The sequence below is a fragment of the Flavobacterium humidisoli genome (genome assembly GCF_023272795.1).
In the GTDB taxonomy this organism is placed as follows: domain Bacteria; phylum Bacteroidota; class Bacteroidia; order Flavobacteriales; family Flavobacteriaceae; genus Flavobacterium; species Flavobacterium humidisoli.
The window spans coordinates 733,874-753,960 of the sequence record NZ_CP096829.1; the positions used below are offsets into that span (position 1 = coordinate 733,874).

The following is a 20,087-nucleotide window of genomic DNA, read 5'->3' on the forward strand; positions in this document are numbered from 1 at the left end:
AAAAAATTTACTTAATTGCTAAAAAACCTTCGAAACAAACATATTTCATAATGCTGACAACATCTTTAAATCCAGCTCTCTGAAGTAAATCCAAATTGCCTTGAGTAGAAAAAGGTTCCAAAACTCCTTTTAAACTCCGCGTCTTATCAAAAATATCTTCCTTAGAAAAACCTTGTTCTAATTTGTAGTCATTATATAAAGCTGTAAAAATATCTTGAAACCTAGCATCCGGTCCACGAACTTTTTCAAATAGAACAAATGCTCCTCCCCAATTAAGTGACTCATATATTTTATCAAAAATCAGTTGCCTCTCTCTAGGTTTAATAAATTGAATTGTATAGTATGAAACTATCATATCAGCTTTGTCAAGATTCATACTTAGAATATTATCACATATGATATCGATTTCATTGTATTCTAAAACCTTTTTATTAGCAAAATCAACCATGTCTTGTTCGATTTCTACTCCTATAAACTTTATATTCTTTTTTCTGTTGTGTTCAGCTAGTTGCAATGTAAGTGAACCTGTACTGCACCCTATCTCATAACACACCGAATCATTTGAAAGAAAAAAATCGGAAAGGCGACAAACCAAATCATGTCCCTCCTTATACATAGGAACAGATTTTAAAATATGGTTGTCGAATTTTTCAACAATTTCACCTGAAAAATTCCAATCAGCATTCATCATCTCTATTGAATTAAAATTTTTTATTAGTTAAATAAAAAATAGGAAAGTTTGAATCAACTTCCCTATTAATACAATTTTAGTTATCAGCTGGAATATTACCAGCTATATTGATAACCTCCAGGAATTCTTTCCCAGTGACAAGCACCTAAAATCCCTCCAGTTAATTTCTCCAAATCAACTTGATCTTGTTCTTGAAGTGCAATACTTTTAAATTGCTCCAAAGACAACTTCTGTCCTTCTTTAACTGCTGCTTGAAAATTTTTCAAATCTAACATACACTATTTCGTATTAAATTAATAATTTGATAAAGTAAATACTTATTTTTTTAATTAACAAATATTTAATGCATTACTTCTTAATGTGTAGTTAACCAATAAATCAATGGTAAAATCATTAATTTCATCATCATTTTCATGAGGAACTATTTCCTTTAAAGAATCTCGTAACTGATATCCATAAAAATTCGATTTATTTTTCACCAAATCAACCAATATCAAATCGTAATTACTTAAAATAAAATTAAAGTATCCCCATTCTTTTTTAAATGAATAACTAATATAAGATACTACCAACTTATCCATATCATGAGTAGTCTGGAAAGTATCATATATTACTTTTTTATCTACCGTATCAATATAAAAAAGCAGGCCCTGATCATTAATTTTAAATTCACAATCAAGAATTTGCACTCTATTTTCTTTATTATGCTGTTGTATAGTAAGATAATTTTTAAGCCTGTTCTTATATAAATTATCGTAATCGATATTTAAATGATAGTTATATATATAATCATCCATTTCAAACTTCGTAAATAAAACCTCAGCGTTAATTTCCGATATAGCTTTCAATAATTCTGTTCTGTCAAAATTTTCCGCATCAATCTTGTAATCTCTTTCTAAAACTGCTTTCGTTTCTTTAAAATAATTCATAATGGTTATCTCTAAGTGTTCTTTTTACTTTTTCGTAATATTCAGGATAATTTTCTTTAAATGTCATATATATAAACTCGTTCATGTTTAATGATTTTTTCCATGTTGAGACAGGATGTATATAACTAGTTCTTGGAACATCGTGTATTTTTACTAGTTCAGCGAAGCTTTTACTAATAGGCATTGACATATACGGCTCGATAGGCATGTTTTTTTCTATTGACAAACTATAAAATAACGCTTGCTCAAAAAAAACATTAAATGGCGTTAAGTGAGGAAGTAAATCTAATTTATCATAATTTTTATCAATAATCTCAAAAGCTTTTTTTGTATACATTTTAAAAAAATCAATGTCGCACCCTCCAATTATTCCAGCATTAATACCTTCAAAATTATTTAAGGTTGCTTTAGATTTTACATATTTTTTCATCTCTAATGGTAACGTGAAATTATTTTTTTCAATCTCCTCAGTAACTAATGCATAATATTCTACATTATTCTCGAAGTTCTGGCAAATTAAAGATTTAGATAGCAAGTCTTTTTCAAATTCTTTCCATATAAAAATATCGTTGTCAATATGTAAAAAAGGTTCGTCTTGAATTTCATACGCTTTTATCTTACCGACTGCCCATAGCTCGGGTCTATAATTATTAATCTCGTTTAAACTGGTATTAACTTTATCATAAGGTAATTCTAAATCGTCAATTAAAATTTTAGCGCCCAGATCATCTGTTACAAGTTCAACATTTGAATAAAACTCTTTAAGTTTCAAGACACTTAAGCAATTTGAAATTAAAAACATTTCATTATTTAGCCAAGATCCGCCTTTTGCTTTCTTTTTTTCTATTGAGTGCAAGAAAGGCTTAGTCCAAAAGCTTTGTACTATTTTATAATTATTCATTTTAATAAATTTTCTATTTGTTTAAGGTATATTTTATCAAGCGGATTGGTATAATTATCTTTCATACTAAACCCTTTGTTGTAAAAATCTTTAGCCTTTAGAAGATTCTCTTTACTTAAGCTTGTTTTTTTTTCTTTTTTGTAGGCTAGTGCTAAATAATAGTATGTCTCAGCTAAATAATCATTTAATGTAATTTCTTTTTTTAAACTTTTAATAGCTTCTTTAATATTACCAGTTTCATAATACAGAATTCCTAAATGCAGATAATCATAATTTTGAGGTGTGTAATCTTTAACAGACAACTGTTCTTTAATTAAATTAATCGCTTTCTCTTTTTTTCCAAGTGATTTATAGCATAGTGCAATAACTATTTTCAAATGATAATCCCCGTTCTGTGAATATCCAATATTGTCTTTGTTAATTTTCTCAAGAGCTTCTAGGTCTGTCAACGCTCCTTGGTAATCTCGCAGAAACTGATACTTACACCAGCCTCTATAACCTAAATTATCACTAGGATTAACATCAACAGCTTTATCAATTATTTTTTTCCACGTAATAAAATCTCCCCTTTTTAAATAAGGAACAGACTTTTCTCTATAAGCATAATCAAGGTTTGGACACATTTCAATTGCTTCATCAAAATCCATCTGAGAGAATTTATGGCCTTGATACTGTTCGGCATTTACTGCAATTTCGCACGCTTTTTTACAAATGGAATCTTTAAATGCATTGCAATTTGGCTGGCAAAAAATTATGGTCGGAAATAGTATTAAAATTACTTTTAAGATTCTCATGGTAAAATTTCAAGGAGTTTATAATTATCCAATTTAAAAGTCAAGTACTGATAATAATCGAAATTTTTCCCATCATATTCTCCAACTAACCAGCCATCAAGAGATTTAGTTATTTCTAATAATTGACTTTTAACACTCTCATCAAACTTTGCAGGCAAATAATTTAAGTTCATTTCTTGAACTCTAAACAAACCGGTTTTCCCTTCGCAGTTCACTAAAAACCGTATTGTTATATATCCTGTTCCTCCTTCTTTATCTCCAATCATCCCGGGGTGATATTTTTCTTTGAATATTTTAATAATTTCGTATTTTTCTCCTTTATATTGAAATCCTTTAGAAAAATTATAATATTGTGCTGTTTGCTTTTCATCACATATTTTAAAACTTTGATCATCAATTAAAGGATCAAAATTAATATCACCAACCCGTTGAGGATATGATTCTTTTATTTCTTGAGCATTAATGTTCAATGACAACAGAAAAAAAATTAAAATGCTCAATTTCATTAAGTTTGTTTTATTAAATACTTTATAAGAAAAAACATACGGCTGATTCGATACATCTAAAGAATAAATTGTCTTGCGGTTTCTTTCTGTCAATTCGTCACATCTTGAAGAAAAAAAAGTATACCATTTTAGTCCTTCTGACTTATAAAGATGTGGCAAACTGAATTTCTCAACCGAGGCATTAAACCTTTTCATGTTGCTAGAAAATCGTCCTAGTAATTCATGAAGTTGCCTTTCATTAAAGACATTATTTTTTATACAGTTTTCAAAACAAATATTAATATTTGACTGCGTGAACATTCCATGGAATCGACCGTAGACTTCTCCATGATCTTGTGGATTTTTTGTAAAATCTGAAATAGGGCTTTTAAATGGAATAGTGAATAAATCTAATTTTGTATCATACGTCAAAGTATTAAAAACAACATGAGAGCCTTCGTGTAAAATGTGATCCAAAAAAAATATTTCGTCATCTTCATTATTGACGTTTAAAAAAATCATATTATGACATTGAATGGAAGCAAAAGAATATGGCTCCCCACAATACATCATAACTTTTTTCACATTCTTTTTTAATAATTTAAAATAATCAAAATAATATTTTTTTATTATATCCAGAGCATTATTAAAATGATCAATATGTTTGGTAAAAAGATTGTTTGTTTCAACATTTACAATTTTCCCCTCATTATTTACAAACATACATTCCTGAAGTGGATGAATCGTTTTTACTAATTCAATTTGTTCTTTCAAATAAAAAATTGGCTCGAAATCGTAATTGATCTTATTATTGTCACTATCTATTAGCGTGAATTTATCCTCTATATTTACTAATATTAATTCACTTTCCAAAACATTGGTTTTAAAATACCCTATTTTAGAAATATAAATTATTCCCTCTTTATTTGTAAATACAGCTATTTTTTCCTTAGCAGTTTTCTCATAACCATAGATAAGGCAATCTAACCACTTATTATCCTTTTGAGTTACGTAAGCAAAAAGAAGAGGGTCCTGATAAATTTCTTGATTGTCGAAATCTAATCTTTCAAAAATATCATTATGCCTTCTGTAAAGTAAAAGCTTGAGTGAGTCAATAGTTTTATCCAGGCATGCATCAAAATCATCATAAAAAAAATCCATAATTACTGTTTTAAATCTTTAGTCAAAATGTATACAAATCGCTCAATTAATTTTAAATCCGCTGTTATTATTTCTGCTTGACCTACTAAATTGTTTGGCTTAATTTTTTTATTCTGATTAGTTATTAATCCATTGTCTAACGAAATGTTTATAAAGTAGTAATTAGAATTTGTTACAGTTGTAATTTTATTAATTTTTCCTTGCAAATAACCATATTCTTCGGATGGATAATTTGCTAATTTGATTATTACTTTTTGACCTTTCTTTACTTTACCGGAGCCAACAGTAGCCATTTTACCTCGAGCAAAATAGCTTCCTTTTTCTGACTGGACTAAAGTAAAGAGGACTTGTTCATTTTTTACAAACTGATTAATTTTCCAGACCTCAAAAAAGTTTATGTTACCATCAGCTGGCGCTTCAAATAAATATTTATTTTTCCAATTTAAAATTTGGGATTTTAATTCTTGAACTGCAGTACTGATATTCGTTACATAATCAATATTTTGATTTTCCTTTTCTAAAATTAACTCCGCATTATCTTTCTTAATTAAACTCTTATCGCTTTCAAGATTAGATATATTCGTACTAAAACTTTTATACCTGTTTTCTGTCTGAAGTAACTCAATTTGCATTTTTTCAAAATCACTTTTAGAAATCACTCCCTTTTCAAACAATTCCGAATATCTTAAATAATCCCCTTTTTTAAATTCATATTCTTTTTTAGCTATTTCTTTTTGATAATTATAATCTGACTGAATGTTATTTACTTTATTAATTCTCTCTTTATTTGAACTAATACCGACTAGTTGTGGATTATAGGTTTTATAAAATTTATATTGACTTATGAACTTAATTAAATTATTAAAATATAATTGGCTTTCTCCAAGCTCTAATTTCTCGGGAATTTTCACTATCAATTCTTCAAATGGAAGATTAAGTAGCGAATCAATTTCCTTCATATCCTCTGTGTTTGCAGAGTTTTCTATAACAGCAATCCACTGACCTTTTTTAATAAACTGACCATCGCTAAAATATAATTCCTTTAGCTTTCCACTAGTTCTACTAACAATATTGATCGGAGGATTTTGCGATGTAATTTCTACTTCAGAAACAACAATATCGGGATATTTAATTACCCATGTCAATAACAGTAATATGAATATTATAATAAAAAAAACGGAATTCCCCCATGAAATGATCCAAGAGGGCGTTTTTTCCAATATCTCTTTTGAATACTCGCTTTGCTCGCTTAATAAATCAATTTTCTTTTTCATTTTTTTAATTTGATAACTCTAATTGATTTTTTACCAGTCTAAAATAGGCTCCCTGTTTCTCAACCAATTCTTGGTGGTTCCCTTCTTCTATTATCCTACCTTTCTCCATGACTATTATATTATCCGCATTTTTAACAGTGCTTAATCTATGAGCAATTACCAGCGCAGTTTTACCTTCAAAAAAAGTATTAAGATTATTCATTATTATTTTTTCATTATTTGCATCTAAAGCACTTGTTGCCTCGTCAAAAAATAGAAAATTGGGATTTTTGTAAACTGCTCTAGCAATTAACATTCTTTGCATTTGACCACCACTCAAATTTACACCACTTGTTCCAGAAGGCCCTATTCTTGTATTATAACCAGAAGGTAAAGACTCTATCATTTCTTCGAGGTTTGCCATTTTGACAGAATTCATTAAATCATTTTTGTTAATCACCCCTTCAGCATTAGATTCTGTAATGTTTCTTGCTATCGTATCTGTAAAAATATAACCATCCTGCATCACTACACCACATGAGCTTCTCCATTTCTTTGTATCTATATTTTTAAGATTTATTCTACCTACAGTTATATCTCCTTCCGTTGGAGGATACAATTTCAACAATACTTTTAACAAAGTGGTCTTTCCGCTACCACTTTCTCCAACTATAGCTGTTGTTTTACCTTGAGGAATATGCAAATTGATATTTTCCAAGATCATTTTTGATTTTTTCCCGCCGTATTGAAAATATATATTTTTTAAGTAGATATCATGATTCATAGGCACCTCATTATGGAATTCTGAATCTGAATATTCATCTTTTATATCATTTATTTCGTTCATCCTCTGAAGACTTATTTTAGCATCTTGAGCATCAATGAAAAATTGAAATAAAGTCATTAAGGGAGCATTAAGCTGTCCTATTATATATTGAACTGCGACCATCATTCCCAAAGTCATATCACCTTTTATAACAGAATAAGCTGCAACAAAAGAAATAAATATATTTTTCACTTCGTTTATTGAATTTGCACCAATCGATTGAATTTGAGATAATTTTAAAGACTCAATAGATATTTTATAGAGTTTAATTCTCATTTCTTCCCAACCCCATCTTCTTTTCTTCTCTGACCCATTAATTTTAATTTCCCTTATTCCATTTACTATTTGAATCAAACTGCTAGAATTTCCAGCGGATTCATCGAACCTCCTATAATCAAGTTCAGCTCTTTTCCTCATGAAAAAATTAATCCAGGCTACGTATAAAATTGCTCCAGTTAAAAAAACCAAAAAAATTGTAACATTATATCCTAACAAAATAATCATGAAAATAATCATGTTGAGCATCGAGAAAAAGGTATTTGGGGAAGTTGTAAGAAATCTTTCCAATCTTTCAGAGTCCTGAACCCTTTGAAGTATATCTCCTGTAATTTTAGAATCAAAAAATGATACGGGAAGTTTCATTAATTTAATAATGAATTCAGAAGCTATTGTTAAATTTATCCTTGCACCGATGTATAATAAAAGCCAACTTCTTATAATGCTAATTACGGACTGTGAGAGAAAAAGTGTTAATTGCGCAATTAAGACTAAAACAACAAAATTGATATTTTTGTAATTTACTCCTTTATCAATTATTGCTTGGGTAAGAAATGGAAATATTATTTGAATTATACTGCCTATAAACAAACCTATAAAAAGTTGAATAATATATTTCCTGTAAGGTTTGATGTAAGGTATCAGTGATTTGAAACCTTCTTTTTTCTTTACATCTTCTTTTCCCTCATAAAACGCAGGAGTAGTTTCTAACAAAATTATTAAACCTTCGTCTGAATTATTTAGATATCTAGTATTTTGCCAACCCTCTATAAATTTCTCTTTATCATAAATTAATAAGCCGTGGTCAGGATCGGATACATATACCTTGTTATTCTTAATTTTATATACTATAACAAAATGTCTCTGCCTCCAATGTACAATGCATGGTAAAGGTGCTTGCTTTTCAAGCGTGTCAAAATTAACTGTGGCAACTAAAGTTTTAAATCCAAGAATTTCAGCAGCATCTGTTATTCCCAACACCGACACTCCTTCAGTTGTAATTCCGCATATATCTCTCAGATAATCAGACGAATAAATCTTACCATAAAATTTAGCCAGAATTCGTAAACAAGTTGGACCACAATCGGTTCTGTCATATTGCCGATAAAAAGGGAATTTTCGTTCTTTAATTAGAAACATTTTAATATTTTTGGAAGTAAATATATACAAAAATATGGTTAACTTAAAAAATTTATCAAAAATTGGAATTGGCACCTATAGAATGTCTATTCAAGATTTAGAGCATAGAAATTCATTAAATTATGCAATAGAAAAAGGTATAAATTTAATTGACACAGCTTCTAACTATCAAAATGGAGATTCTGAAAAATTAATAGGAAACTTCATTAAAGATTCTCAAAGAAAAAATGTCTTTGTTGTAACTAAAGCTGGGTATATACAAGGTGATGATATAGAAAAAATAAAGGGTCTAAATATTAAAAAACTAATAAAAATTACTAATCATTTTTTTTATTCACTTGATAAAAAATTCATCAAATTTAAATTTTACGAATCATTAAAAAATTTGAACACAGATTATATTGATTGTTTTTTAATACATAATCCAGAACATTATTTTGCTATCGAAAATAATTACCAGAAAGACATTAATAATGACATACTTGAAATTTTTGAATTTTTAGAAAGTTTGGTGACAGAAGGTAAATTAAGATATTATGGAATTAGCTCCAATAACATAGCTACTATTAATTCTAAAGGAATTGATATTTATAAAATACTTGAATCAAAAAATAATTATCCTTCTTTTAAAATTTTACAATTTCCGTATAACCTTGTAGAAAGAGAGGCTTCAAACATTTTAATAAATAAAAATTCATTAATAAGCTTATCCAAAGAAAAAAACATTATTACAATGTCTAACAGACCTCTTAATTCAAGCCTAGATGGAAAAGTATTAAGGCTTGTATATAATAAATCTGATTTAAGTTTAATTGAACATGAAAAGGAAGAAGAACTTTTCAATTCTTTCTTAATAAAAATTACAGAAAAACTAAAAATTTTAGGAGAAAATTCTCCATTGGATGTATTTTTACCGATAAAATTTTTTATTGACAATAGAAAAATTATTGCAAATTCTGAAGCAATTGATAAAGCCATAAATAACTATCTAATACCGTTTCTTTCTCAGATTGAATTAAACAATTATGAAACAATAAATATGTTACGAGAATTGCGCAATTATTGGGTACTTTTTTCCAAAGAATTTAACAATAAAAGGCTTGAAAGTTTACAGCAAGAATTAGTTCACAAAGGAATTTTAGATTCCAATGATAAAAGAGAGTTTCCAGTTTTAGCGTGCAATTTTTATCTTAAAAACGGAATTGATCATGTCTTAATGGGGCTACGGAATAAAAAATACATCGATGAGATTACAGAAATTTTACAATAGCAATGTACAATTCTTATATGCTATAAAATAAATTGTAAAAACTACTCTATTTATTGGAGCTAATAATGTAAAATTAAAATTACTTAAGGCGAAATAAATAAACTTAGAAATCATCATCTGTAATCATTAAATATTGAATTTCAATTCTTTAATTTTACAAAAAACTTCCTTTTTTTCTTAAATGTAAAGATTTGTCTAATCATCATTAGCTATATTTTTCAGAGAATTTATATATGCTTTTTCCATTAGCATTTTGGTTTCTTTATCACTACTATTATACATATACTCCCAAGATTTTTTTATCCTATCATTTTGAATTTGTTTGATTTCAATTTCTTTGTTATTATCGTTATAATGTATTGCCCATTTGTAAAGGTTGCTTATTACAACCATAATCGAAAGCCACAAAAACCACCTGCCAAAAACAATTTTATAAAATAGTTTTGCATCCTGTTCTGGAAATAACAAAATCTGAAATTTCCTAACGATACTTTTTGGTTGCCTACCAATCATATATTTTATGTCTAGAAAACCTTTTTGTAGAATAGCCTCAATTTGCTTAATATCCAATTGTTCTAAAACATTTTTTTCTATATTATGTTCCTTTTTAGACGCATCGATTTTATTCTCTATGTTTTTAACTGCAGTAATAAGAGCCTCAATATGCTGGTTATTTGTTTTCTGTTCCAGTGTAAATTCCTCCAGTACTAATTGTAATGTCTCCCTTTCTATATGACCTTTGTCTTTAATTGAATTTGTTTCCATATTTTTTATTTTTTAACATCATCTCCTTAATGCTGGTTTCTTCTTTTTCTTTTGAGAAATTTTCTGTAATTCAGGATCGATATAATCCGGATCATATTCAGAATTCATTAACTGTCCTATAACTCCTAAAACCTCTTTAACAACTGTTTCTCTTGGTCTATCTAAACTATAGCCTTGCTTTTCTTTGTTTTGCTTTTCAGTAAAAGAATTAGGTATTGACTGACAATCTCTATCATAATTTTTTTCTTCACCTGCATTTTTCATGGCATACTGTTGTTTCTGATTTAATATCTTTTCAATTTTCATCAATGAAAAACCAACTTCGCTTCCTTTTATTTTTACTTTTTTATCATCTATAAAACAAATCCCCCTGCCCTTAAGAACTTTATAACCCAACTCCCGCATATGTCTTTCAAATGCTAAATAGGAACTGGTATACTTTAATGTCTGTTGGATATCTTCTTTAAGCTTTTCTTTTCTACTATCATGGCGAGGCAACAACCTTTCTTTAGGAGAAAGGAATGCTCTTGGACTTAATACTTTTTGAAGACCGTATTTCTTTTCAAGCCGTCGACAAAGTTCAGCCATGCGTTTGTAGCTATTGCTATCATTGGCAACCCTCCCATTAAAACCTACTCGATTGGCTGCTATATGAATATGCTGCTCTTTGGTATCCTTATGCAGTACGCAGATGTATTGATTGTCTGCTATACCAAACTCCTTGGCACATTTTCTTCCAACTTCTCTCAATTGTTCTCTGGTCAATTTATCTTCCGGAGCTAAACGTAAGGTCAGATGCAGCATTGGTTTTTCAACACGCCTGCTTAATCTCCTGACATCTTTAAACTGCTCTGTAAGCTCATATTTGTTACCGAAGCACTTATTATATTCTAATACTTCTGCTCGGCCTTTATGCTGCAGAAGGTCTTGCATTGCAAGTGCAAGTTTTTTCTCCTCAGACAATTCTCTTTTGTCTTCCAAACAGTAGCTGATACAATGATAAAAAGAGCTGCCTATGCTTACACGACCTATCATGACAAAATTTTTTTAATTTGGATAGCAAGATCTTTAACCTTCTCCGACTGTACTTTTAATTCCGCTCTTTCAAGCGGACTTAATTCATCATTACTATTTCTCTTTTTAGCTATCTGGTTTAGGTTGGCTGCCATGTGGTTGAGCACTCCGGTAAAGCTTAGAATTTCTTTTGGAAGAGCTTTATTTGTGCAATCAATCTTTGCCTTGAGTCCAATTTCACGAAGGTATTCGGAAACGGTAAGATTTACTTTTTTAGCTTTAGATTCAATTATTTTACGCTCGTAGAGTGTACATTTAATTGCCATAAGCTGGTCTCTTTTTACCGCCTTTTTCGGCCTACCTCCTCTATTTTTTTTAGTTTCATTCTGTTCTTCCATCGTCTCTTATCATTTATTTTTTGAATGTGGCAACATGAAAAAAAACTCTCTCAACGAATGCGATAGCATGAGGGGAGCCAGCGTTTTGGTTTTACCAAAACATAGCTGGCTACCACCGGGACGTCATATAGATCGCCTAAAACTATGACCTCGTTTAACTTGCTGTTCCTGGTTTAACCATTCGTTTAAATCTTTCTTTGGTCGGTATAAAAAACTTTGGTCAGTATATTTTGCAGAATCTCTTTGCAGGCATTCGTTAGTAAATTTTATACCTCCCGTATCTCTGTCTAAATAAAGATCGACTCTCTCGTGTTTTTCCATTAAATGTAGTGACTTGTTAAAAAAGGATAGTGAATTAAGTACCAAAAAATTTGTTTGCACGTTAACCGATTTTTCATTCATCATTTTATAAGAGAGGTAGTCAAAAAAGCCTTCAAAAACGACTAGTGCTTTTGTTTGGCAATCTATAAAAGTGATATCTTTTGGTGAACTGCTGCCTTTAAAATTTTCACTACGTAATTCATATCCTCCTGAAATATTCTGAAATCCAATAGCAGTATGCTTTCGATTATTTAACCAAAAATCAACCTCTTTACAATGTTGTCTTGCGATCTCTTGCGAAATGCTTCGGTTGTGTAAATAAGCCATCAGGAATTTATTTTCTAATGTGCGAACATCAACAATAACAATTTTATCAAGGAGATTATCTTTCTTCTCATTTGCAATTCTTTGATTTGAAGACTGTCGATTCTCATTCTTAAGTGATAAACTTGTCCCAGAGAAAGTACTACTGCCATTTAAAAGCCGTAAAAATTCAGAAACTGTACATCTAAAATATTCGATCCCAAAATCAACTACATTTCCTCCCTTCCCTAATCCATGGTCATACCATAAATTTAATTTTTGATTCACTTTAAAAGAGGGTGTCTTTTCATTTCGGAGTGGCGATAGATACCAATAATCCTGATTTTTTATTTGTGATGGCTCATGTCCCAATGTTTCAAGATAATTGACTAAATCAATTTGATTTGCAATTTTACAATTGAACTTTTCCATAATTTTTTTTTTTAAGTAAATCTTCTATTTGATTTGCAAAATTCTGTTCATTTGCTATTGAAAAAAAAGAATTTTTATTTTGCTTTTTCATGAAACTTTGATGCAAATACTGTCTAATGCATTGATTATAGTAAGATTACTCTGAATCAATGGATGCATCATTGCATCACTTTATTTTTCCCCTGCATCAGTTTTGCATCAAAAAGAGTCTTTATTAGCTTGATGCAAGGTTTGATGCAGATATATTTGACTCAATTACAACACTTTATCTTAGTCTTGCATCAAAGCATCAAATATTTTATAAAACAAAATCTTTTTGATGGTATAGAAACGTCCTCTTCGATCTACTTTTACATATTCACCATGCGACAATAATTCAATTCCACAATAAGACTTCGTATTATCTTCGGGTGTAAAACCCCATCGTTTCAGAATATTTCTTATTTCATTAGCAGAAATATCCATTCTGTTATTTTGCTTTCTCAGTAGAATAAAAAGATCATTAGGAGCTAATTTCAACTCATCCTCTTCCATTTTCTCAAAACATTCATGAATCAATTCAAGCATCAGAATTTCTTCTTTATTTCGATTTACAAGTTTTAACAAAGAGGCAGTCATAATCTGTTCCGGTTTAAACCACATTCTCGTTTTTTGTTGAGAAAAATAATTTCTCATTTGGAGGTACTTTAAGAAATACGGAATTTCTTTGTTCAGTTTTTTAAGAAAGAATACATCCTCTGTATTTATAGTGCGAATTTTACGAATCCAAAAACGGATTTCTTCTTCGTCTATTTGGATAAAATTATCTTCATTATTAGAACAAAGAATAAATTTCGCAAAGAATTCGATTTCTTGTCGATCCTTGCCTTTTGCTTCCATTTTATCTTTGTCAGTTGTAGAAAGATACTTTAATCTTTCTGTAATCTCCTTTCTATCAAAAAAGACTTCATCAATAGCCACAAGAAGCATACTCGCCCAATCAGAATTAAACTGCGAGCCAAATGAATCTCCTTTTATGTAAGTCATATTCATTCCAAAAATTGCTTTCAGCCACTTTATGAAGGAGCTTTTTCCTGTCGATCGTTCTTTGCTTACTAAGCAAAGAATCGGTAATGTTTGCGTAGGTTTTTCATATAAAAGTTTTATGTAGTCTAAGCCTAATTGCGCTTGATCGCCAAAAATATGTTGAATAAATTGCAATGAATTAGGAATCAATTTTTCTAGTTCATCTATCGGAAAATCCTTGACGATGGGTTGGTTAGGTAGTTCATGATAGGTATTATAGAAATCATCTACAATTTGCTCGTAACCAAAATGATTAGGAATACAGCAAAATCCATCTAATTTAAGTATGCTATTCAAAAATGATTTTCCATGATCTGAAATGATTGTTTCACGATTCCACCGAACCATTACTTTTACTTTATCGCCAGATATTAAAGGTTTATCAATAATTTTGAAATAGGAAGTTCCTACTCTGATATAAGGAATATCTAAGTCCATAAGATTCAAATTATAATCCTTACAATTTTGTCATAAGAATTTGATTAAAAAATAAAAGATTTTTATGCGCTAATTTTACGGAAGTTGAACGCTTTATTTTTTCCAAAAAGTAGCATTTGTGTTCTCAAGATCTTCAGTAGTGCTAATGATCTCTCCGTTTAAATAATCAAGAAGATCTGCTTTTCTAAAATAGATTTTCTTTTGACCTTTTTTCTTGGAATATCTAATCTTTCGTTGGTGGGTAAGCTGATAAATGTATTTGACCTCTATAGATAAAAACTCGGCAGCTTCTTCAGAGGAATAAACATCTTTACTATTTAAAGATAGTTTCATTAATGCCTTTTTAATAAAGGCATCTTGTTTCTTTGCTAGTTCCATTACGATCAATTCCAATCGATCAATTTTGGAAGTAAAATTACTTGCATCCATGTATCTAATTTTTAAATTATGAAACAAGTTTACGGAGGTTTGGTTATGTAAAAAATCGTGTAAAAACAATTTACATATTTAAAATAACTAATAATAATAAATTCTCAAACGGAACAAATCACTTTAGCTTATTATATCTTTAAAAAATATATTTGAGTAATCAAATTTTACATAGCGATCAAGGCAATTTTTCAAAAAATCTTGTAAAATCGTTAATGTGTAAAATTTTATCTCCCTCATTTATTGCAATATAATTATTTAAGAAATCAATGATTTTGGTATTTGTTTTATCTTTAATCTGAGAATTCCAATTTTTTTGAATATTGAAAAGTGATGTCAATATTTCAATTATGTTCTGTTTAGAATTTCTTTTATTATCTGTTTTTATTAGAATAGATTTCTCTTTTATACCAATCCCATTGCATAACTTATAAAGATTTTCAATTGAAGAGTCATCCCTAAAAACTTTAACGTGCTTCTCTATTATCACATCAAACTCTCTTCGATGAATCTGTCTAATAATATCTCCATACGTTAGATTTACTGCATCTTTAAAATTCACACCATTGAGGCTAATTGCAGAAACGATTTTATTTTTTTCAAAAACAACTTCTCTTTGTTTAAATATTTCTGTAGGGTTCTGAAAACAATCTTTTAATATTTCAAAAATACTTCTTGGAGTTTTTATCTCAAACATATAAAGTAATGCAGATTGACTAAAAAGAAGCAAAAAGAGAACCAATATAACCCTATAAGTTTGTTCTGCAATTACAGATTCTTTTCCTAGAAATATTCCTATAAAAAATGATACAGCACAAATCAATGATAAAATTACCAGCCTACTCCTATTAGTTCCAGCGTAGTAACAAAATTCTTCTTCAGAGTATAAATTTACCAGCAGAGGTTTAACAATGAAAAATAATCTGCAAAGCAGATAAATAGGAACGATAATTTTTGCAAAAATTATGATAAATGACAAGATGTAGATATAAATGGTCATATTATAAATCATTAACTTATATAAAAGTAAACAAAACTAATTGATTATAAAACAACTAATGTTCGTCAAATGCTCGTCAGAAGAAAACAAAAAAACCTTTACATTTCTGTAAAGGCTTGATTTTGCTAGTGGTCCCACCTGGGCTCGAACCAGGGACCACCTGATTATGAGTCAGGTGCTCTAACCAGCTGAGCTATAGGACCGGTTTAGAGGATGCAATATTACTACTATTTTTCATTCACTCCAAATATTTTAAGACATCATTTTAATTTAATTTTTAAATCTTTCTTCGAATCTCAAAAACGAAATTGATTTTCAACATCTTATTCAAAAATTAAAATGACATTTTTTTATTTAATTTCTTGGCAAAGCTCCACCAAAACGCCATTTGTGTTCTTCGGATGCAGAAAAACGACCAATTTATTGTCTGCTCCTTTCTTCGGAACTTCATTGATCAAAACAAAACCTTCGTTTTTTAAACGTGTAATTTCAGCTTCGATATCATCAACATCAAAAGCGATATGATGAATTCCTTCTCCTTTTTTCTCCAAAAATTTAGCAATAGGACTTTCGGGATTTGTTGCTACCAAAAGCTCTATTTTACTATTTCCTGTCTGAAAAAAGGATGTTAAGACTCCTTCGCTTTCTACAGCTTCCATTTTATAAGACGGAACACCAAGCATTTTTTCAAACAAAACATTCGCATCGTCCATATTTTTTACCGCAATTCCAATATGTTCTATTTTATTTACCATCTTTTCGAAATTATTGATTTACATATGTTCTAAAATAACCGCATTCTGCAATTACATCCTGATAATATTTCGTATCCGAATAGTCTTTTCTTAAAGCTTTGAACGAGTTCCAAGCTATAAAATTAACTTTATCATCTTGAATTTCCCAATAGCTGTTTATGTTAGTGTATTTTTTATTGTAGTAATCGTTTCGCTCACATTTCGAAATCAGATACAAACATTTTGCTTTTTGTTCTTTGTTTGAAGCCGCTTCAAAGGCTTTCTGATAATACATTTTAGAAACTGAATTATTGGTAATCATTTCTTTCATCGAATCTCTAAACGAATACGGGCCAGACCCATACCCCACAATACTCATTTCGTAAAAAGTTCTTCCGTTTCCAAAATGAGAAATATTATAAAACGCATTTCCTAACAAAAGACTGTTGGTGTAAACATCTTCTTTTTGAGCCAATTTATCCTGCATTTCTTTTATTGTGGTCAAGAAATCCATAAAAGTATATTTTCGTTTCTGATACGCCGTGTGCTCACAATCGTGGCAATCTTTTATATTTCCATTAAACGGATTTCCTAAGAATTTAACGTACTGAACAGAATCTGTTTGTTGCATAAAAGCAATTGCTTCTGGAATTTTATTTTTGAAAGTAGACTGAATGGCTTGAAAATTATTAATATCCTTCAGTTTTAAACTATAAATTCCTGCGCCAATTTTCTCAATTTCGGTTTTATTAGATTTTTCCAAAAAGCTTTTTATTGCCAGCAAATTCTTTTCATTGTCATAATATGCATTTCCGTCGTTCCAATAACTATAGCGTGATTCTCCGTAAATCTCGGCCATAACCAAATTGCCTTTTTCTTTATACAAATGCGATAAATAGCTTCTGCTCCATGAAGAAGCATTTTGATAACGAAATACGTCTCCTTTATAATTTTTAGGAAGCTCAGTGTATAACCAATTTAAATCGGCTAGAATTGTTTGCTCATTTTTATCTGTCAACTTATCAATCTTGCTTAAGTTATTTACGAAACGTAATAAACGAAGCTGCATTCCTGCCAATTCTGTTTTTGGAAGTGTTTTTTCAGCTTTGCTGTAATTTTTATCCGCATTGGCATAATCGCCTTTTAGCGTTTGAAGATAACCAAGTGCAATATCCCACAAATATGGCTTTTCGGTATTTCCTGCAGCAGAAATTTTTGCAATTAAATCGACAGCGCTATTATCAACTTTTGCCTTATTCTCTGTTTTATTTTCAGCAACAGTCTGTGGTTTTGGTTTCTGATTTTCTCCTTGTCCGTCTATCTGAAACGAATTGTTTATTTGTTGTTCTAACGAATTAACCAATCTTGTTCCGAGATAATTTAAATGCTCGCTTTTAGGATCCAATTCGTAGATTTTTTCAATCGCTTGTTTTTCATCTTTATAATATCCATGAATTGCCCAAAGTGCCGCTTTTTCTTTATTGTCTTTTGCCAACGCTAAAGCCTTAGTCCAATCTGATTCATTTTTTGGACGGAAACTATAAGCCGTTACAACACGTAATTCTGGACATTTATCAAAAACTTGAGCATATAAATAGTTTGAAGCTGCGTATTTTTTCTGTTTGTAATTAATTCCGGCAACATACGCCAAAGCGCGATAATACAAAGTATTTCTGGCAACAGAACTTTCTGTTTTATTAAAAAAATCAATTGCTTTTTGTTTGTCGTTACTATAAAAACGTGCTTTCATAGTCAAAAACCAATATCTGTTTTTCAAAAACGGATCTGACAAAGTATTATATACATTTTCTATTGACTGAATCATTTTGGCATCATTGAAAGTTTTTGCCACAACAGGATCATAACTCCAATAATCTTCACCAATCGAAACCGTTTCTATTTTTTGAGCCAAATACAGAAACTCAACAAAGTTTTTTACTTTCTCATCTTTCAGATTAAGCTTTTTGCCCCATTTTTGCGTGCTTTTATTTTCTTTTTTCGTTTTATAATACACATGTAAGCCTTCGATTTCTTCTTTATTTTTAATGACATTTTTGTCATCAGAATAATATCTAGGCTTTTCATCCCCAATCAAAAAATAATTGACTGTTGTGGTATCGACTTTTCCTTTTAAATAATCCGCCCAATCTGATTTTATATTTTTATTAAAACGAGAATTATGCTGGGTATCAAAACCAATTCCGTAAAAAATTCCGCCTGATAAGAACAAAGGCGAATACGATTTGTCGGCAAAAGTTTCTGGAGTAAAATTTGAATTATAAGATCCTAAATAATCCCAATCTCCGTCTGCACACGCATATATAATTCCGAATGCAGAAAGCAAAACGGCACTAGAAGCAAGAAATAATCTGCTTAAAAGTATTTTTTTCATAATTGTTTAAATTGAATTCGTCTAAATCGTAAAATATAATTTCGTTTGGCTTTTCTACAAGATGATCTTGCAAATCTTCTGCCATTTCTTTTAAATCTTTTGGTTTTATTTCTTCTATTTTCAAGAGATCGTTTTCTTCATAAAAAACACCATTTTTATAATTGGAATGTTTTACTCTAAAAAAAATTGGACTCGTTTTTTCAAAATTAGAATCTTTTTCTAGTGCTATGCTATTCATTTTAGAACGAAGTCCGATCACTTTATTATTTCTAATATGAACTCCCCAAGAATAAATTGGAAAAGCAAAATCTAAATGAAGCGGATATCTTTTTAAACTTTTAAGATATCGTTCTGCCACTTTCTTATCGTAAATAGAATTTAGAGAATCGGGCGCAATAGATCCCATATTATAATACATTAAAACTCCAGAATCGACATTTGGAATTTTTGTTTTTTTGAAATATTTGACTTGATGCAGTCGAATAGTTGCTGAAAGTTTCTTCTTCGAAAGCTTTTTAAAAACTTCTATAAATTTTAGATAATTGTCTTTACTTTTTAAGGTCCAATCGCAATCAATTTGAATTTCTTGACACACAATTTTATTTTTAGAATTGATTTGTTCTATAAAATCAAAGGTTTTTTGTGCCAAATCCTTCACATCAAGATTAGGTTGGAGCATCACTTTATTTTGAATAAAAACAACCGGAACAATAGCATATTCTTTCGGGTTTTCTTCAAAACGAATAGGACTGATGGGAATTGGAAAATTAGATTCTGGATGAATTCCAATGTCAAAATACCTTACATAAAGTTTCTGAACATTGTTTTCTTTCAATGCTTCTTTTTCCGTTTCAGAAAACTTGAAGATTGTTTTCCAGTAATAAAAGGAAATTACGGGCTTTTCACTTTTAGTGCATGACAACATTAAAAAGAGAAACAAAACTGGGAAAAATCGCTTGAACAAAACTTAGGAAAATTACATTTTACTTCAAAAGTAAGAAATTATAGCATTTTAAACACTAAAATTTTTGAAGATTTCCAAAAGTCTCAAATCCTAATAAATGGATAAA

General features: G+C 29.7%; 19 protein-coding genes and 1 tRNA gene. 1 reads left to right on the forward strand and 19 read right to left on the reverse strand.

What is annotated here, in order from left to right:
- Positions 1–7: 7 nt before the first annotated feature.
- The 8 genes from M0M44_RS03495 to M0M44_RS03530 all read right to left on the reverse strand — a co-directional run bounded on the left by M0M44_RS03495 (position 8) and on the right by M0M44_RS03530 (position 8,456).
- Entirely contained in the window at positions 8–691 is a 684-nt protein-coding gene (locus M0M44_RS03495) for a methyltransferase domain-containing protein (protein WP_008465231.1), read from the reverse strand.
- 95 nt (positions 692–786) lie between these two features.
- Positions 787–966 carry a hypothetical protein gene (locus M0M44_RS03500; protein WP_035691350.1) on the reverse strand — a complete coding sequence of 60 codons (180 nt, stop codon included), beginning with the start codon at positions 964–966 and terminating at the stop codon, positions 787–789.
- A gap of 54 nt (positions 967–1,020) precedes the next feature.
- Positions 1,021–1,620: a hypothetical protein gene (locus M0M44_RS03505; protein ID WP_248728522.1), complete on the reverse strand. Its 600-nt coding sequence runs from the start codon at positions 1,618–1,620 to the stop codon at positions 1,021–1,023.
- On the reverse strand, positions 1,607–2,521 hold the full coding sequence (locus M0M44_RS03510; protein WP_248728523.1) for a DUF6734 family protein: 915 nt from the start codon (positions 2,519–2,521) through the stop codon (positions 1,607–1,609). Before M0M44_RS03510 ends, M0M44_RS03505 begins: the two co-directional genes overlap by 14 nt.
- Positions 2,518–3,315 carry a tetratricopeptide repeat protein gene (locus M0M44_RS03515; protein WP_248728524.1) on the reverse strand — a complete coding sequence of 266 codons (798 nt, stop codon included), beginning with the start codon at positions 3,313–3,315 and terminating at the stop codon, positions 2,518–2,520. The genes M0M44_RS03510 and M0M44_RS03515 overlap by 4 nt, the downstream gene beginning before the upstream one ends.
- Positions 3,312–4,961, reverse strand: a complete 1,650-nt coding sequence (locus M0M44_RS03520) for a hypothetical protein (protein ID WP_248728525.1) — start codon at positions 4,959–4,961, stop codon at positions 3,312–3,314. Before M0M44_RS03520 ends, M0M44_RS03515 begins: the two co-directional genes overlap by 4 nt.
- A 2-nt stretch (positions 4,962–4,963) precedes the next feature.
- Complete coding sequence (locus M0M44_RS03525; RefSeq protein ID WP_248728526.1) at positions 4,964–6,235, reverse strand: HlyD family secretion protein; 1,272 nt, start codon at positions 6,233–6,235, stop codon at positions 4,964–4,966.
- Positions 6,236–6,239: 4 nt separating this feature from the next.
- Entirely contained in the window at positions 6,240–8,456 is a 2,217-nt protein-coding gene (locus M0M44_RS03530; RefSeq protein ID WP_248728527.1) for a peptidase domain-containing ABC transporter, read from the reverse strand.
- A gap of 34 nt (positions 8,457–8,490) precedes the next feature.
- On the opposite strand from M0M44_RS03530, the gene M0M44_RS03535 reads away from it, so the two are divergent.
- Positions 8,491–9,726 carry an aldo/keto reductase gene (locus M0M44_RS03535; RefSeq protein WP_248728528.1) on the forward strand — a complete coding sequence of 412 codons (1,236 nt, stop codon included), beginning with the start codon at positions 8,491–8,493 and terminating at the stop codon, positions 9,724–9,726.
- 195 nt (positions 9,727–9,921) lie between these two features.
- Here the strand turns inward: M0M44_RS03535 and M0M44_RS03540 are convergent, their stop codons facing one another.
- The 11 genes from M0M44_RS03540 to M0M44_RS03590 form a co-directional block, all read right to left on the reverse strand.
- Complete coding sequence (locus M0M44_RS03540) at positions 9,922–10,491, reverse strand: hypothetical protein (RefSeq protein WP_248728529.1); 570 nt, start codon at positions 10,489–10,491, stop codon at positions 9,922–9,924.
- An 18-nt stretch (positions 10,492–10,509) separates the two neighbouring features.
- A complete protein-coding gene (locus tag M0M44_RS03545) occupies positions 10,510–11,526 on the reverse strand; it encodes a relaxase/mobilization nuclease domain-containing protein (RefSeq protein ID WP_248728530.1) in 1,017 nt (338 codons plus the stop codon).
- Entirely contained in the window at positions 11,523–11,903 is a 381-nt protein-coding gene (locus M0M44_RS03550) for a plasmid mobilization protein (RefSeq protein ID WP_248728531.1), read from the reverse strand. The genes M0M44_RS03545 and M0M44_RS03550 overlap by 4 nt, the downstream gene beginning before the upstream one ends.
- Before the next feature lie 123 nt (positions 11,904–12,026).
- Positions 12,027–12,959 (reverse strand): toprim domain-containing protein, encoded by a 933-nt coding sequence (locus M0M44_RS03555; RefSeq protein WP_248728532.1) that lies wholly within the window; start codon positions 12,957–12,959, stop codon positions 12,027–12,029.
- A gap of 270 nt (positions 12,960–13,229) precedes the next feature.
- The gene (locus M0M44_RS03560; protein WP_248728533.1) at positions 13,230–14,462 is read right to left on the reverse strand and encodes a primase-helicase family protein; all 1,233 of its coding nucleotides are present in this window, start codon (positions 14,460–14,462) and stop codon (positions 13,230–13,232) included.
- 93 nt (positions 14,463–14,555) lie between these two features.
- Positions 14,556–14,891, reverse strand: coding sequence for a helix-turn-helix domain-containing protein (locus M0M44_RS03565; protein WP_008465248.1), 336 nt, complete (start codon positions 14,889–14,891; stop codon positions 14,556–14,558).
- 178 nt (positions 14,892–15,069) lie between these two features.
- A complete protein-coding gene (locus M0M44_RS03570) occupies positions 15,070–15,870 on the reverse strand; it encodes a hypothetical protein (RefSeq protein ID WP_248728534.1) in 801 nt (266 codons plus the stop codon).
- 150 nt (positions 15,871–16,020) lie between these two features.
- Positions 16,021–16,094 (reverse strand) — tRNA-Ile (locus M0M44_RS03575).
- A gap of 147 nt (positions 16,095–16,241) precedes the next feature.
- On the reverse strand, positions 16,242–16,646 hold the full coding sequence (mce, locus tag M0M44_RS03580) for a methylmalonyl-CoA epimerase (protein ID WP_248728535.1): 405 nt from the start codon (positions 16,644–16,646) through the stop codon (positions 16,242–16,244).
- A gap of 10 nt (positions 16,647–16,656) precedes the next feature.
- Positions 16,657–19,017, reverse strand: a complete 2,361-nt coding sequence (locus M0M44_RS03585) for a hypothetical protein (protein ID WP_248728536.1) — start codon at positions 19,015–19,017, stop codon at positions 16,657–16,659.
- Positions 18,977–19,852 (reverse strand): hypothetical protein, encoded by an 876-nt coding sequence (locus M0M44_RS03590; protein ID WP_248728537.1) that lies wholly within the window; start codon positions 19,850–19,852, stop codon positions 18,977–18,979. The genes M0M44_RS03585 and M0M44_RS03590 overlap by 41 nt, the downstream gene beginning before the upstream one ends.
- Between the last annotated feature and the right edge of the window lie 235 nt (positions 19,853–20,087).

Bases quoted from the DNA above. Each gene is read 5' to 3' on its own strand.
- M0M44_RS03560 (WP_248728533.1), bottom strand. From the start codon at position 14,462: ATGGACTTAGATATTCCTTATATCAGAGTAGGAACTTCCTATTTCAAA.
- M0M44_RS03565 (WP_008465248.1), bottom strand. From the start codon at position 14,891: ATGGATGCAAGTAATTTTACTTCCAAAATTGATCGATTGGAATTGATC.
- M0M44_RS03540 (WP_248728529.1), bottom strand. From the start codon at position 10,491: ATGGAAACAAATTCAATTAAAGACAAAGGTCATATAGAAAGGGAGACA.
- M0M44_RS03525 (WP_248728526.1), bottom strand. From the start codon at position 6,235: ATGAAAAAGAAAATTGATTTATTAAGCGAGCAAAGCGAGTATTCAAAA.
- M0M44_RS03515 (WP_248728524.1), bottom strand. From the start codon at position 3,315: ATGAGAATCTTAAAAGTAATTTTAATACTATTTCCGACCATAATTTTT.
- M0M44_RS03495 (WP_008465231.1), bottom strand. From the start codon at position 691: ATGATGAATGCTGATTGGAATTTTTCAGGTGAAATTGTTGAAAAATTC.
- M0M44_RS03510 (WP_248728523.1), bottom strand. From the start codon at position 2,521: ATGAATAATTATAAAATAGTACAAAGCTTTTGGACTAAGCCTTTCTTG.
- M0M44_RS03550 (WP_248728531.1), bottom strand. From the start codon at position 11,903: ATGGAAGAACAGAATGAAACTAAAAAAAATAGAGGAGGTAGGCCGAAA.
- M0M44_RS03535 (WP_248728528.1), top strand. From the start codon at position 8,491: ATGGTTAACTTAAAAAATTTATCAAAAATTGGAATTGGCACCTATAGA.
- M0M44_RS03585 (WP_248728536.1), bottom strand. From the start codon at position 19,017: ATGAAAAAAATACTTTTAAGCAGATTATTTCTTGCTTCTAGTGCCGTT.
- M0M44_RS03555 (WP_248728532.1), bottom strand. From the start codon at position 12,959: ATGGAAAAGTTCAATTGTAAAATTGCAAATCAAATTGATTTAGTCAAT.
- M0M44_RS03545 (WP_248728530.1), bottom strand. From the start codon at position 11,526: ATGATAGGTCGTGTAAGCATAGGCAGCTCTTTTTATCATTGTATCAGC.
- mce (WP_248728535.1), bottom strand. From the start codon at position 16,646: ATGGTAAATAAAATAGAACATATTGGAATTGCGGTAAAAAATATGGAC.
- M0M44_RS03500 (WP_035691350.1), bottom strand. From the start codon at position 966: ATGTTAGATTTGAAAAATTTTCAAGCAGCAGTTAAAGAAGGACAGAAG.
- M0M44_RS03520 (WP_248728525.1), bottom strand. From the start codon at position 4,961: ATGGATTTTTTTTATGATGATTTTGATGCATGCCTGGATAAAACTATT.
- M0M44_RS03530 (WP_248728527.1), bottom strand. From the start codon at position 8,456: ATGTTTCTAATTAAAGAACGAAAATTCCCTTTTTATCGGCAATATGAC.
- M0M44_RS03505 (WP_248728522.1), bottom strand. From the start codon at position 1,620: ATGAATTATTTTAAAGAAACGAAAGCAGTTTTAGAAAGAGATTACAAG.